At 67.0% G+C, this 13473-nt stretch carries 12 protein-coding genes and 1 pseudogene; 8 read left to right on the top strand and 5 right to left on the bottom strand.

Going from position 1 to position 13473, the window contains the following annotated elements; genetic code table 11:
* Position 1: 1 nt before the first annotated feature.
* Positions 2 to 781, top strand: a complete 780-nt coding sequence (locus LGM71_RS21935) for an ABC transporter ATP-binding protein (protein ID WP_124901062.1) — start codon at positions 2 to 4, stop codon at positions 779 to 781.
* A gap of 56 nt (positions 782 to 837) precedes the next feature.
* Here the strand turns inward: LGM71_RS21935 and LGM71_RS21930 are convergent, their stop codons facing one another.
* Positions 838 to 1335: a GNAT family N-acetyltransferase gene (locus LGM71_RS21930; protein WP_226116396.1), complete on the bottom strand. Its 498-nt coding sequence runs from the start codon at positions 1333 to 1335 to the stop codon at positions 838 to 840.
* 136 nt (positions 1336 to 1471) lie between these two features.
* On the opposite strand from LGM71_RS21930, the gene LGM71_RS21925 reads away from it, so the two are divergent.
* Both LGM71_RS21925 and LGM71_RS21920 read left to right on the top strand, forming a co-directional pair.
* Positions 1472 to 2398 carry a LysR family transcriptional regulator gene (locus LGM71_RS21925; protein WP_226116394.1) on the top strand — a complete coding sequence of 309 codons (927 nt, stop codon included), beginning with the start codon at positions 1472 to 1474 and terminating at the stop codon, positions 2396 to 2398.
* A 574-nt stretch (positions 2399 to 2972) separates the two neighbouring features.
* Positions 2973 to 4052 carry a porin gene (locus LGM71_RS21920; protein ID WP_124621658.1) on the top strand — a complete coding sequence of 360 codons (1080 nt, stop codon included), beginning with the start codon at positions 2973 to 2975 and terminating at the stop codon, positions 4050 to 4052.
* A 141-nt stretch (positions 4053 to 4193) separates the two neighbouring features.
* On the opposite strand, the gene LGM71_RS21915 is transcribed toward LGM71_RS21920, so the two are convergent.
* On the bottom strand, positions 4194 to 4532 hold the full coding sequence (locus tag LGM71_RS21915) for a P-II family nitrogen regulator (RefSeq protein WP_006398637.1): 339 nt from the start codon (positions 4530 to 4532) through the stop codon (positions 4194 to 4196).
* Positions 4533 to 4615: 83 nt separating this feature from the next.
* The gene (locus LGM71_RS21910) at positions 4616 to 6337 is read right to left on the bottom strand and encodes an NAD+ synthase (RefSeq protein ID WP_059603711.1); all 1722 of its coding nucleotides are present in this window, start codon (positions 6335 to 6337) and stop codon (positions 4616 to 4618) included.
* A 109-nt stretch (positions 6338 to 6446) separates the two neighbouring features.
* Between LGM71_RS21910 and LGM71_RS21905 the strand changes: the two genes are divergently transcribed.
* Positions 6447 to 7628, top strand: coding sequence for a GNAT family N-acetyltransferase (locus LGM71_RS21905; RefSeq protein WP_124621654.1), 1182 nt, complete (start codon positions 6447 to 6449; stop codon positions 7626 to 7628).
* 39 nt (positions 7629 to 7667) lie between these two features.
* On the opposite strand, the pseudogene LGM71_RS21900 reads toward LGM71_RS21905, so the two are convergent.
* Positions 7668 to 7862 (bottom strand): annotated as a pseudogene (locus LGM71_RS21900) (fibronectin type III-like domain-contianing protein); the annotation flags it as partial.
* A gap of 80 nt (positions 7863 to 7942) precedes the next feature.
* On the opposite strand from LGM71_RS21900, the gene LGM71_RS21895 reads away from it, so the two are divergent.
* The gene (locus tag LGM71_RS21895) at positions 7943 to 8815 is read left to right on the top strand and encodes a GIY-YIG nuclease family protein (RefSeq protein WP_226116390.1); all 873 of its coding nucleotides are present in this window, start codon (positions 7943 to 7945) and stop codon (positions 8813 to 8815) included.
* A 56-nt stretch (positions 8816 to 8871) separates the two neighbouring features.
* On the opposite strand, the gene ppa is transcribed toward LGM71_RS21895, so the two are convergent.
* The gene (ppa, locus tag LGM71_RS21890; RefSeq protein WP_011885693.1) at positions 8872 to 9399 is read right to left on the bottom strand and encodes an inorganic diphosphatase; all 528 of its coding nucleotides are present in this window, start codon (positions 9397 to 9399) and stop codon (positions 8872 to 8874) included.
* 361 nt (positions 9400 to 9760) lie between these two features.
* On the opposite strand from ppa, the gene LGM71_RS21885 reads away from it, so the two are divergent.
* The 3 genes from LGM71_RS21885 to LGM71_RS21875 all read left to right on the top strand — a co-directional run bounded on the left by LGM71_RS21885 (position 9761) and on the right by LGM71_RS21875 (position 13457).
* On the top strand, positions 9761 to 11200 hold the full coding sequence (locus LGM71_RS21885; protein WP_226116388.1) for an aldehyde dehydrogenase family protein: 1440 nt from the start codon (positions 9761 to 9763) through the stop codon (positions 11198 to 11200).
* A 65-nt stretch (positions 11201 to 11265) separates the two neighbouring features.
* Positions 11266 to 12024: an SDR family oxidoreductase gene (locus LGM71_RS21880; protein WP_226116386.1), complete on the top strand. Its 759-nt coding sequence runs from the start codon at positions 11266 to 11268 to the stop codon at positions 12022 to 12024.
* Between the two features lie 128 nt (positions 12025 to 12152).
* The gene (locus LGM71_RS21875; RefSeq protein WP_059603727.1) at positions 12153 to 13457 is read left to right on the top strand and encodes an MFS transporter; all 1305 of its coding nucleotides are present in this window, start codon (positions 12153 to 12155) and stop codon (positions 13455 to 13457) included.
* The last annotated feature ends 16 nt before the right edge of the window (positions 13458 to 13473 follow it).

The raw sequence follows: 13473 nt of genomic DNA, 5'->3' as shown, positions 1-13473 counted from the left end.
GATGAATTCCCAGACTCAGAAGCTTTTCGTCGACGATCTGCACAAGCGGTACGGCGACAACGAGGTGCTCAAGGGCGTGTCGCTGAAAGCGAACTCGGGCGACGTGATCAGCGTGATCGGCTCGTCCGGTTCCGGCAAGAGCACGATGCTGCGCTGTATCAACTTCCTCGAGCAGCCGAACGCGGGCCGCATCATCGTCGACGGCGAGGAAGTGCGCACCACGCCGGACAAGACGGGCGCGCTGCGCGCGGCCGATTCGAAGCAGCTGCAGCGCGTGCGCACCAAGCTGTCGATGGTGTTCCAGCATTTCAATCTCTGGTCGCACATGAACGTGATCGAGAACGTGATGGAAGCGCCCGTCAACGTGCTCGGCATCCCGAAGAAGGAAGCCGAAGACCGTGCGCGCGAGTATCTCGAAAAGGTCGGCCTCGCGCCGCGCGTCGAGAAGCAGTATCCGTCGCACCTGTCGGGCGGGCAGCAGCAGCGTGTCGCGATCGCGCGCGCGCTGGCGATGCATCCGGACGTCATGCTGTTCGACGAGCCCACGTCGGCACTCGACCCGGAACTGGTCGGAGAAGTGCTGAAGGTGATGCAGAAGCTGGCCGAGGAAGGCCGCACGATGATCGTCGTCACGCACGAGATGGGCTTCGCGCGCAACGTGTCGAATCACGTGATGTTCCTGCACCAGGGGCGCGTCGAGGAAGAAGGCGTGCCGTCCGAGGTGTTCGGCAACCCGAAGAGCGAACGCCTGCGCGGGTTCCTGTCGGGTAGCCTCAAGTAACGCGCGCGACACGCGAACGGGCGCCCGCGGTTCGCCGCGCGGCGCCCGTTTTACGTTTACGCGGCGCTCACCGGTTCGCTGTCGGCGAACGCGCGCAGTTCATCGCCCGCGAGCCAGTAACGCACCCATTCGCTCTGCGGCGCGGCACCGACGCTCTCGTAGAAACGGATCGCCGGCTCGTTCCAGTCGAGCACACTCCATTCGAAGCGCCCGCATCCGGTGTCCACGGCGATGCGCGCCAGCGCCTTCAGCAGCCGCAGCCCGGCACCCGCGCCGCGAAAGCGCGGCGACACGTACAGATCCTCGAGATAGAGCCCCTGCCGGGCGAGCCAGGTCGAATACGAGAAGAAATACACGGCGAAGCCGGCCGGTTCGCCGTCGACCTCGCAAATCAGCGCGCGCGCGGGCGACCCTTCGCCGAACAGGCTGCGCTCGAGCGACGCGGGCGTCGCGACCACTTCATGCTCCGCCTTCTCGTAGATGGCCAGCTCGGTGATGAAACGCAGGATTTGCGGCACGTCGGCGACGGTGGCGGAACGAATGTCGATTTGCACGGTGGGGAGCCCTCCTTCGGCCCGGACTGAAAACGGAATGCGGCACCCGCGCAAGCGCGCCTGGCGTCGGACAGATCGACATGCTACGTTCACGGCTCAACTGCAGGAAGTGCAGTTTCTTCATCCAGACATGAACATGATGCATCCTGACCTGCGCCGTCTCGACCTGAACCTGCTGCTCGCGTTCGACGCGCTGTACCGCCACCGGTCGGTCGCCGCGGCCGCGCACGAGCTGGCGATGAGCCCGTCCGCGCTGAGCCACGCGCTCGCCCGGCTGCGCGACGCGATCGGCGATGCGCTGTTCGTGCGGCTCGGCAACGAGATGCAGCCGACCGTGCGCGCCGACGACATCGCCACCTGGGCCGGCGATGCGCTCGACACGATGTCGAGGGAGCTCGCCCGCGCACGCCGCTTCGATCCCGCGCAAAGTGACCGCACGTTCGTATTCGCCGCGAGCGACTACATGGCATTCGCCGTGCTGCCGGCGTTGCTCGCGCGCATCGAGCAGGTCGCGCCGCGGCTGCGGATCCGCGTCGTCCACTCCGACCGCAAGATTTCGATCGACGAACTCGCGGCCGGCAGGATCGACTTCGCGCTCGGCTATCACGAGGAGTCGGCCGCCGACGCGCCGGGTATCGAGGATTTCGACTGGTTCTCGGACGACTACGTCGTGATCGCGAGCGCCACGCATCCCGACATCCACCGGCGCCTGACGCTCGACCAGTACCTCGCGGCACGCCACGTGGTCGTCACGCCGTGGAACGAGTCGCGCGGCGTCATCGACTACGTGCTCGACCGGCTCGGCCTCGCACGGCAGGTCGCCGTGCAGTTGCCGAGCGTGCTGGCCGCACCGTTCGTGATCGCGGAATCGGCACTCCTGATGACGGTGCCGAACCGTGCCGCGCAGGCGCTGCGCCACGCGGCGCCGATCCGCATCTTCCCCGCGCCGTTCGGGATCCCGCGCTACACGGTGAAGGTCTACTCGCACGCGAAGCACGCGCGCAGCGACGCGCACCGATGGCTTCGCGCGCAATTGCTCGCCGCACGGCCCGAGCAAGGTTGAGTCGGAAACGCTTGTACGACGGGCGCTGCCATCCTGCCGCCCAACCGTTTCCGGCATCACGCCGGCGGCAGCAGGCCACCGCCTACTTATTACGAAATACTTACCAATTTTGTCGCTTCCGTGCTTACGCTCGCGCTCCGGCAACGTCAATAGTGGCAATCCTTGACCCATCGCCGCGGAATCCATGTCTGCCTTGCCGGACAAGGGTTTTCCGGTAGTCGACAGGCTCCGCGATGCCCGCCGCGCACCGTGTTGCATGGCAAATTGGCGACACGTGTTAGTCAAACAACGATTTCCGTCGCCACAAAATTGTATTTTTGCTAAATTAGTAACCAAAGTAGCAAAACGAAGTTCGTGAAATGTAGTTTAGCTTCACGACACAACAAGGAGACCCCGCAAGCCGACCCGGCCGCGCGGGACCGCTCAACGGTTTTCCGTCCGCTTGCCCGCGTGCCGCGCTTACCGGCCCTGCACGAGGTCTCCCTGGTTATCCCGCTTTTCGCTTTTGCCCGGCGCTCGCTGCTCCGGGCATCTCGTGCAGTCTGGGTTGACTTTTTGACAGGGTATGGAGGAGATGATGAAGAAAGCTTTGGTCGCGGCCGCGCTGATGGCTGCTGGGGTGGTTACGGCGCACGCGCAGAGCAGCGTCACGCTGTATGGCCGTCTGGATGCCGGCATCGAGTACTTGAACGGCCTGCAAAACGGCCACCAAGTGCGCGCGGAAAGCGGCGACTGGGGCACGAGCCTGTGGGGCTTGAAGGGCAGCGAGGACATCGGTGGCGGCAACAAGGTCCTGTTCCACCTCGAAGGCGCGTTCAACACGATGACGGGCGGCTTCAGCGGCTCGATCTGGGATCGTTTCGCGACCGTCGGTATTTCGAACGACCGCTACGGTACGCTGCTGCTGGGTCGCGAACTCGCGATCGCCAACGGCGTGTGGGACTTCGATCCGCTGGGCCAGTCGAGCTGGTCGTCGGCATCGCTCGTGCGCGGCCGCAACTGGAACAAGACCAGCAACAACGTGTCGTACCAGTCGCCGCAGTTCTACGGCTTCGACTTCTACGGCCAGTTCTCGTTCTCGAACTCCACCAGCTTCAACGGCAACACGACGACCGGCTCGCCGGGCCGTGCAATGGGCGCTCAGGTCACCTACACCAACTCGCTGTTCCAGTTGCGCGGCATCTACGACGAAGCGCGCGACAGCAACGGCCGCTTCTCCGACGTATTCACCTACTCGCGTGAATATTTCGCAGGTGCGAACGTGTTCCTCGGCCAGTTCAAGCTGCAGGCGGCATACCAGGTATCGCGCGCGGACGGCACCGGCATCGTGCCCGCGAACAACGGCATCACCGGCACCCAGCAGGTCTGGGGTGGCGTGACGTGGCAGGCAACGCCGGCGGCAGCGCTGATCGCGGCCGTGTACCACGTGAACGCCAACCACGGCGGCGGCAACGCGAACATCTACACGGTCGGCGGCTCGTACAACATTTCGAAGCGCACGCTGTTCGACGTGCAGGTCGCGACGGTGCGCAACAGCTCGACGGCCAACTTCGGCCTGAACGCGAACGGCGCCGGCACGGCCGTCTCGACGGGCAACCCGCATCCGGGCGGCAGCCAGACCGGCGTCTACGCCGGCATCCAGCACCTGTTCTGATCAGGCGCCGTCCAGAGAACGATTCGACAACACTTTCCACGCTGCTGCGAGAGGCGCGTATCGGTGCGGTACCCACCCGGGTATCCGCACCGTTTTTTATTGGCGAGCCGGGATCGAGCGATCCACGGCCCGATGCGGCGCTCAGACCGCCGCTTCGTTCTCTTCGCCGGTGCGGATGCGGATCACGCGCTCGACGTCCGACACGAAGATCTTGCCGTCGCCGATCTTGCCCGTGCGCGCCGCGCCGATCACCGCATCGATCACCTGGTCGACCTGCGCTTCCGCGACGACCACCTCGATCTTCATCTTCGGCAGGAAGTCGACCACGTATTCGGCGCCGCGATACAGCTCGGTGTGCCCTTTCTGGCGGCCAAAGCCTTTCACTTCCGTCACGGTCAGGCCGGTGAGGCCCACTTCGGCGAGCGCTTCGCGGACTTCGTCCAGCTTGAACGGCTTGATGATGGCGGTGATGCGTTTCATGATGGTTGTCCCTCAATGCTCGTTTGGATGCAAAATCGCGATCCCGATTGTAAGCCGGCCGGCCGCGTACGGCCCAGCACGGCTCAGTCGAGACGTTCGGTAAAGCGTGACGTGATCGGATAGCGCCAGTCGCGCCCGAATGCGCGATGCGTGACGCGAATACCGATCGGCGCCTGGCGGCGCTTGTATTCGTTGATCTTGATGAGCCGCGTCACGCGCGCGACGTCGGCCTCCGCATAGCCGGCCGCGACGATCTCCGCAAGCGGCCGGTCCTCCTCCATGTACATCCGCATGATCGCGTCGAGCACGTCGTACGGCGGCAGGCTGTCCTGGTCCGTCTGGTTCTCGCGCAGCTCGGCCGACGGCGCGCGCGTCAGGATCCGCTCGGGAATCACGTCGCGCAGTTCGTAGTCTGTCGTTGCGTTGCGATAGCGGCACAGCCGGTAGACCAGCGTTTTCGCGATGTCCTTGATCACCGCGAAGCCGCCGGCCATGTCGCCGTACAGCGTGCAGTAGCCGACCGCCATCTCGCTCTTGTTGCCGGTCGTCAACACGATCGAGCCGAACTTGTTCGACAGCGCCATCAGCAGCGTGCCGCGGATGCGCGCCTGGATGTTCTCTTCCGTCGCGTCCTCCGCGCGGCCCGCGAATTCGCCCGCGAGCGCCGCACGGAACGCGTCGAACATCGGTGCGATCGCGATCTCGTCGTAACGCACGCCGACGCGCCGCGCCATCTCCGCCGCGTCGGTGGTCGAGATGTCGGCCGTGTAGCGCGACGGCATCATCACCGCGCGCACGCGCTCGGGCCCCAGCGCGTCGCAGGCGACCGCGAGCACCAGCGCCGAATCGACGCCGCCCGACAGCCCGATCAGCACACCGGGAAAACCATTCTTGCCGATGTAGTCGCGCACGCCGGTCACGAGCGCGCGATAGACCTGCGCGTCGACCGGCAGCTCGGGCGCGATCGCGCCGGGCAGCGGGCGCGGCCCGTCGAATTCGACGATCGCGTGCCCTTCGTCGAACTGCGGCATCTTCGCGACGAGCGTGCCCTGCGCGTCGAGCACGAACGAGCCGCCGTCGAACACGAGCTCGTCCTGGCCGCCGACGAGGTTCACGTACACCATCGGCAGCCCGGTTTCGCGGATCCGCGCGCGCAGGATGTCGATGCGCAGCGCTTCCTTGTTCATGTGGTACGGGGAACCGTTCGGGATCAGCAGCACCTGCGCGCCCGCAGCCTTCGCGATCTGTGCGGCCGACGCATGCCAGGCGTCCTCGCAGATGATCACGCCGTATCTGACGCCGTTGAGCTCGAACACGAGCGGCTCGGTGTCCGTCGCGAAGTAGCGCTTCTCGTCGAACACGTCTGCGTTCGGCAGATCCTGCTTGCGGTACGTACCGACGATCTCGCCGCCGACGATCAGCGACACCGCGTTGTAGGTGTCGGTCGGCGGCACGCCGCGCTCGATCGGGCGGTTTGCATTACCATCGACGGCTGGCGCGTGCGGATCGCCGCCCGACGCATCGCCGCCTGCGCTCCGCAACGGATGGCCGACCAGCACCGCGAGCCCGTCGAACGCGCGCAGCGCATCGGCGAGCGTGTCGAGCGCGGCGGCCGCCGCCGTGTAGAACGCGGGCCGCAGCAGCAGGTCTTCCGGCGGGTAGCCGGACAGCGCGAGTTCGGGCGCGATCATCAGGTGCGCACCATCGTTGTGCGCGGCGCGGGCGGCAGCGACGATCCGCGCGACGTTGCCGGCGAAATCGCCGACGGTGACGTTGATCTGGGCGAGAGCGAGTCGGGTCTTCATGACGGGATTGGCGCAGCCCGGTGGCGCGCCCTGAACGGCTGACGAAATCGTCCCGGACGCGGGCCACGGCGGCACGCATCCGGCGGCATCCAACAGTACGGATTCACGCTTGAAACACGAACGCATCGATTATCGCACGGGCATCCTGTCGTCCCCCGCGGAGGTGCCGGCCGACGAATGGAACGCGCTGCTCGAGCGCGACGCGCAGCCGACGCCGTTCCTGCGCCACGAATTCCTCGACGCGCTGCACGTCGCGCGCTGCGCGGTCGACGACACCGGCTGGTCGCCGCACTTCGTCACGTTGACCGACGCGCGCACGGGCCGGCTCGCGGCCGCCGCCCCCGTCTACGCGAAACAGCATTCGTACGGAGAATACGTGTTCGACTGGGCGTGGGCCGACGCGTACCAGCGCAACGACCTGCCCTATTACCCGAAGCTGCTGTGCGCGGTGCCGTTCACGCCCGTGCAGGGCACGCGCCTGCTCGCCGCCGACGACGACGCACGCCGCCGGCTCGCGGCCACGCTGCTGGCGTTCGCCGAGCAGAGCGACGTGTCGTCGCTGCACGTGCTGTTCCCGACCGGCGACGAAGCGCGGCTGCTCGAGTCGATGGGGATGATGCTGCGCGAAGGCGTGCAGTTCCACTGGCTCAACGACGGCTATCGCGACTTCGACGACTTCCTCGGCACGCTCGAGCAGAAGAAGCGCAAGAACATCCGCGCGGAACGGCGCAAGGTGCGCGATGCCGGTGTCACGTTCCGGCGGCTCACCGGCGAGCAGATCACCGACGCCGACTGGCGCTTCTTCACGCGCTGCTATCGGCAGACCTACCGCGAGCACTATTCGAGCCCGTACCTGAACCTCGACTTCTTCCGCGCGATCGGCGCGACGATGCCGGAGAACCTGCTGCTCGTGATCGCCGAGGCCGACGGCAAGCCGATCGCGAGCTCGCTCGCCGTGTACCGGCGCGGCGCGAACGGCATCGGCGGCACGCTGTACGGCCGCTACTGGGGCGCGCTCGAACACGTGCCCTGCCTGCATTTCGAAACTGCCTACTACCAGTTGCTCGAGTTCTGCATCGAGGCCGGGCTCGACACGTTCGAGGGCGGTGCGCAGGGCGAGCACAAGCTCGCGCGCGGCTTCCTGCCGACCGTCACGCATTCCGCGCACTGGCTCGCGCATCCGGCGTTCTCCGATGCGGTCGCGCGCTTTCTCGAACGCGAGACCGAGCATATCCACGCGTACGTCGACGAGCTGCGCGAACACGATCCGTTCCGGCGGGGCGCCGGGTAGCATCGGCACACCTGCACAGCGACCATCTGCCCGTCCTCTTCAGTGCGCGGCGTGCATCACCGCCCGCGGGTCGCGCGACGACGCGGCCGCCGACAGCCCGCAACTGCCTGCACCGATCCGCCACGCGTGCGCATTCGCATCCCGGACCGCGAAGCGCTGCGCCGGCACCGCGATGCTGACGGTGCGCGCCTCGCCCGGCTGCAGCGCAATCTTCATCCAGCCGACGAGCCGCTTGCGCGACGGTCACGGCGATCGGTGGCGTTGACGCACGCCATTTCTGAGACACTGACGGCTTCGCATCCCGCCGCCTTCCCATGTCCTGGTTTCTGTATCTGATCGAGTGCGCCGATGACAGCGTCTACACGGGCATCACGACCGACGTCGCCGCGCGCTTCGACGAGCATGCGTCCGGCAAGGGCGCGCGCTATACGCGCTCGCGCAAGCCGCGCGCCGTGCTCGCATCGTTCCCGCTGCCCGACCGGTCGATCGCATCGCGCGCCGAGTACTGGGTGAAGCGGCTCACGGCCGCGCAGAAACGCGAGCTGGCGGCCGGGATCAGGACGCTCGAATCGGTGTTGCCGGCCGGGATGTCGCTCGACGGAAACGTCGACGCCGCCGAGCCGCAGGACGGCACACGCGGAAGGAAGAAGGTGAAGGCGAAGCGCGCCGACATTGCGAACGAGCCGGCCGAAACCAGAGGGGCTCGCGATAAAGCCGCGAAGAGCGGAACTGCCGGAAAAAAGCCCGGGGCCGCGAAAACCCCGAAGCACGCACGAGCCGCAACGGCACCAACGTCGGCAAAAGCCTCGCCGGTCGCCTTGAAACGTGCCAGGACCGCCGGCGACACGGAAGGGAAAAAGACCGCCTCGCGCGGCACGCCGGCAAAACGGGGCAAGCCGGTCACGAACGCATCGCCGAAACGGAAAGCGGCGGCAACCGGCGGCAAACCCGCCGCGGACGGACGCGCCGCCCCTGCTTCCGCCCCGGCGCGCGGGCGTTCGTCGGCAAGGAGGGGCGCAGCCGAAATCATCGAGGCCGTCGCGCCCCCCGTTGCCCCCGCACGCCGCGCAACGGAAGCGAAACGTGCGAAGACTGCGGCAAGTGCGGGCGCCCAGCCCGCTGCGGCCCGCAAGAAAACCCTCGCACGCGCCATCCCGCGCGCAAAACAAAACCGCGCGGCCTCCTGAGGAGACACGCGCGGTTTGCGTTCCGAACGAACCGGCCGCGAGGCCGGCCTGCCGGCTTACTTCTTGTAGTTCGCGGCGCCGTCGGCGATTTCCTTGTGCGCGGCGTCGATGCCGGCCCAGCCTTCGACCTTCACCCACTTGCCCTTCTCAAGCGCCTTGTATTGCTCGAAGAAGTGCTTGATCTGGTCCTTCAGGTACTCGGGCACGTCGTCGATCGACTTCAGGTTCGCCGTCATCGGGCAGACCTTGTCGTGCGGCACGGCGACGAGCTTCGCGTCGACGCCCGACTCGTCGGTCATCTGCAGCATGCCGAGCACGCGCGAACGCACGATCGAGCCGGCCAGCAGCGGGAACGGCGTGATCACCAGCACGTCGACCGGATCGCCGTCGCCCGACAGCGTCTGCGGGATGTAACCGTAGTTCACCGGGTAGCGCATGCCCGTGCCGATGAAGCGGTCGACGACGAGGAGACCCAGTTCCTTGTCCGCCTCGTACTTCACCGGATCGCTTTGCGCGGGGATCTCGATGATCACGTTGAAATCGTGCGGCAGGTCCTTGCCGGCCGGAACATGATTGAAGCTCATAGCGCTCTCTGTTGGTCGATGGGAATTCAGGACAGGGCGCCGCGGCCGATGCACCGCCGCGGGCATCCCCGCAGGGAATGCGCCATTATAGCCAATCGACCGGTGGCGTCCGGATGACGATCGGCGCGATAATCGTTCCGGATGTCCGGCCGCCGAACCACGGGCGACGTTGCATGGGATCCGGGTAACCGCTGAAACACCGACAGATTTGCATGGGACCGGACCAAGCGCTGAAACGCCAAGTCCGATCGACCGCGAAGCATGGGAACCGAGTAAGCGCTAAAGCGCTAACTCGGATCGACCGCGAAGCATGGGACCCGAGTAAGCGCTAAAGCGCTAACTCGGGTCGACAGGAGCAGGCATGGAAGAGGCGAAGCACTTCATCGGGGGCGAATGGACGTTGCCGGCGCAACTGGAGACGATTCCGGTCGTCGACCCATCCGACGGCCAGCCATTCGCAACGATCGCGCGCGGCACCGCGCCCGACATCGAGCGCGCGGTCGCGGCGGCCCGCGACGCGTTCTCGGGCCCGTGGGGCGCGGCGAGCGCCGCCGAGCGCGGCCGCGTGCTGATGCGGCTGTCCGCGCGCGTCGCCGACCACCTCGAGGAACTCGCCGCGATCGAGGCGCGCGACACCGGCAAGCCGTTGAAGCAGGCGCGTGCCGACGCCGCCGCGCTCGCACGCTACTTCGAGTTCTACGCGGGCGCCGCCGACAAGCTGCACGGCGAGACCCTCCCCTATCAGGCCGGATACACGGTGCTGACGGTGCGCGAGCCGCACGGCGTCACCGGCCACATCGTGCCGTGGAACTACCCGATGCAGATCTTCGGGCGCAGCGTCGGCGCGGCGCTCGCGGCCGGCAACGCATGCGTCGTGAAGCCGGCCGAGGATGCGTGCCTGTCCGTGCTGCGCGTGGCCGAGCTGGCCGCCGAAGCCGGGCTGCCCTCCGGTGCGCTGAACGTCGTCACCGGCTACGGCCATGAAGCGGGCGCCGCGCTTGCGCGCCATCCCGGCATCGACCACATCTCGTTCACCGGCTCGCCCGCGACCGGCAAGCTGGTCACGCAGATGGCCGCGGAGAACCATGTCCCCGTCACGCTCGAGCTCGGCGGCAAGTCGCCGCAGATCGTGTTCGCCGACGCCGATCTCGACGCGGCGCTGCCCGTGCTCGTGTCGGCGATCGTGCAGAACGGCGGGCAGACCTGCTCGGCCGGCAGCCGCGTGCTGATCGAGCGCGCGGTCTACGAGCCGCTCGTCGAACGGCTCGCCACCGCCTTCAACGGGCTGCGGGTCGGCCCGAGCCGCGCGGATCTCGACTGCGGCCCGCTGATCAACGCGAAGCAGCAACAGCGCGTGTGGGATTTCCTCTCCGACGCGCAGCACGACGGCATTCCGATGGCCGCGCACGGCCAGGTCGTCGCCGAGGCGCCCGAAAGCGGCTTCTACCAGGCCCCCGCGCTGCTGCGCGACGTGCCGCCATCGCACCGCCTCGCACAGGAGGAGGTGTTCGGCCCGGTGCTCGCCGCAATGCGTTTCGTCGACGAAGACGAGGCGATTGCGCTCGCGAACGGCACGCCGTACGGCCTCGTCGCGGGCATCTGGACCCGCGACGGCGCACGCCAGCTGCGTCTCGCGCGCCGCCTGCGCGCGGGGCAGGTATTCGTCAACAACTACGGAGCGGGCGGCGGCGTCGAGCTGCCGTTCGGCGGCGTCGGCCACTCGGGGCATGGTCGCGAGAAAGGCTTCGAGGCGCTATACGGCTTCACCGCACTGAAGACGATCGCGATCCGGCACGGCTGAACCAGACACACGCGACCGGCCGCGCACCGAAATACCACGCACGATTCCAACACAGGAGACACATCATGCGGCTGAGCGGCAAGACGGCCATCGTCACGGGCGGCGGTTCAGGCTTCGGCGAGGGAATCGCGAAGACCTATGCACGGGAAGGCGCGAACGTCGTCGTCAACGACCTGAACGGCGCGGCGGCCGAGCGCGTCGCGAGCGAGATCGCGCTGGCGGGCGGCAAGGCGATCGCGGTCGCGGGCGACGTGTCGAAGGACACCGACTGGCGCGCACTGCTCCAGGCCGCGCTCGACGATTTCCATTCGGTGCAGATCGTCGTGAACAACGCCGGCACCACGCACCGCAACAAGCCGGTCCTCGACGTGACGGAAGCCGAGTTCGACCGCGTGTATGCCGTCAACGTGAAGAGCCTGTTCTGGAGCGTGCAGACGTTCGTGCCGTATTTCCGCACCCAGGGCGGCGGCGTGTTCGTGAACGTTGCGTCGACCGCCGGCGTGCGGCCGCGCCCGGGCCTCGTTTGGTACAACAGCACGAAGGGCGCGATGATCACCGCGAGCAAGTCGCTCGCGGCCGAGCTCGGCGCCGACCGGATCCGCGTGAACTGCATCAACCCGGTGCTCGGCGAGACGGGCCTGATGACCGAGTTCATGGGCTGCGAGGACACACCTGAGAATCGCCGCCGGTTCCTGGCGACGATTCCGCTCGGCCGCTTCTCGACGCCGCAGGACATCGCGAACGCGGCCCTGTACCTGGCGTCCGACGAAGCCGAGTTCATCACCGGCGTCTGCCTCGAAGTCGACGGCGGGCGCTGCATCTAGCCGCACCGCCGTAATTGCGTGCACCGGCATCGCCGGCCGGCGCCGCATCCAAGCATCATCATTGCTTCGCACGACCGGATCGGGCGCCGACGCGCCGGCTCCGGACAACGACAAGAACTGGAGACAACATGGCAACATCGACGCAGTCGCTGCCGGGCTCGTCCGGCGCATTCGAGGAAGCAACCTACCGCAAGGTGTCCTGGCGGCTCACGCCGCTCCTGCTGCTGTGCTACGTGGTCGCGTATCTCGACCGCGTGAACGTCGGCTTCGCGAAGCTGCAGATGGCGAGCGACCTGAATCTCAGCGACACGGTCTACGGGCTCGGCGCCGGGATCTTCTTCTTCGGCTACTTCCTGTTCGAAGTGCCGAGCAACATCATCCTGCACAAGGTCGGCGCGCGCGTCTGGATCGCGCGCATCATGGCGACGTGGGGCGTGATCTCGATCCTGACGATGTTCGTCACGACGCCCGCGATGTTCTACGTGATGCGCTTCCTGCTCGGCGTCGCCGAAGCCGGCTTCTTCCCCGGCGTGATCCTGTACCTCACCTACTGGTATCCCGCGCACCGGCGCGGCCGGATGACGACGTTCTTCATGACGGCAGTCGCCTTGTCCGGCGTGATCGGCGGGCCGCTCTCCGGCTTCATCCTGAAGGCGTTCAACGGCGTGAGCGGCTGGCACGGCTGGCAATGGCTGTTCCTGCTCGAAGGGATCCCGTCGGTGCTGGCCGGCGTGCTCGTATTCTTCGCGCTCGACGACCGGATCGCGAAGGCCAAATGGCTCACCGACGACGAAAAGGCGCTGCTCGCGCGCAACGTCGACGCGGAGGAAGCGACCAAGGAAGACCTGCCGCTCGGCGCGGTAATGGCGAGCCCGCGCGTATGGCTGATGGCGCTCATCTACTTCTCGTTCGTGATGGGACTGTACGGCGTCGGCTTCTGGCTGCCGACGATCATCAAGGCGACCGGCGTGACCGACACCTTCATGATCGGCCTGCTGTCGGCGGTTCCGTATGCGGCGGCGGTGGTCGCGATGATTCTGATCGCGCGCAGCGCGGACAAGCGGCGCGAACGACGCTGGCACCTTGCGATTCCGGCCGCGTTCGGCGCGCTCGGGCTCGTGCTGTCGGTGATATGGGCGCACCAGACGGCGCTCGCGATGCTCGGCCTCACGCTCGCGACGATGGGCATCCTGACGACGCTGCCGCTGTTCTGGAGCCTGCCGACCGCGTTCCTCGGCGGTGCGGCCGCCGCAGCGGGCATCGCGATGATCAACTCGATCGGCAACCTCGCGGGCTTCCTGAGCCCGTACTTGATGGGCTGGCTCAAGCAGGCGACGGGCGCCAACGACGCGGGCATGTACATGCTCGCCGGGTTCCTCGTGCTCGGCGGGCTGCTCGCGCTGTCGGTGCCGAAGCGGCTCGTCGACAAGTGACGCGGCACGTGACGAC

The sequence above is a fragment of the Burkholderia sp. AU33545 genome (assembly GCF_020419685.1).
Lineage (GTDB): Bacteria > Pseudomonadota > Gammaproteobacteria > Burkholderiales > Burkholderiaceae > Burkholderia > Burkholderia diffusa.
This window is presented reverse-complemented; position numbering and strand designations above follow the sequence as displayed.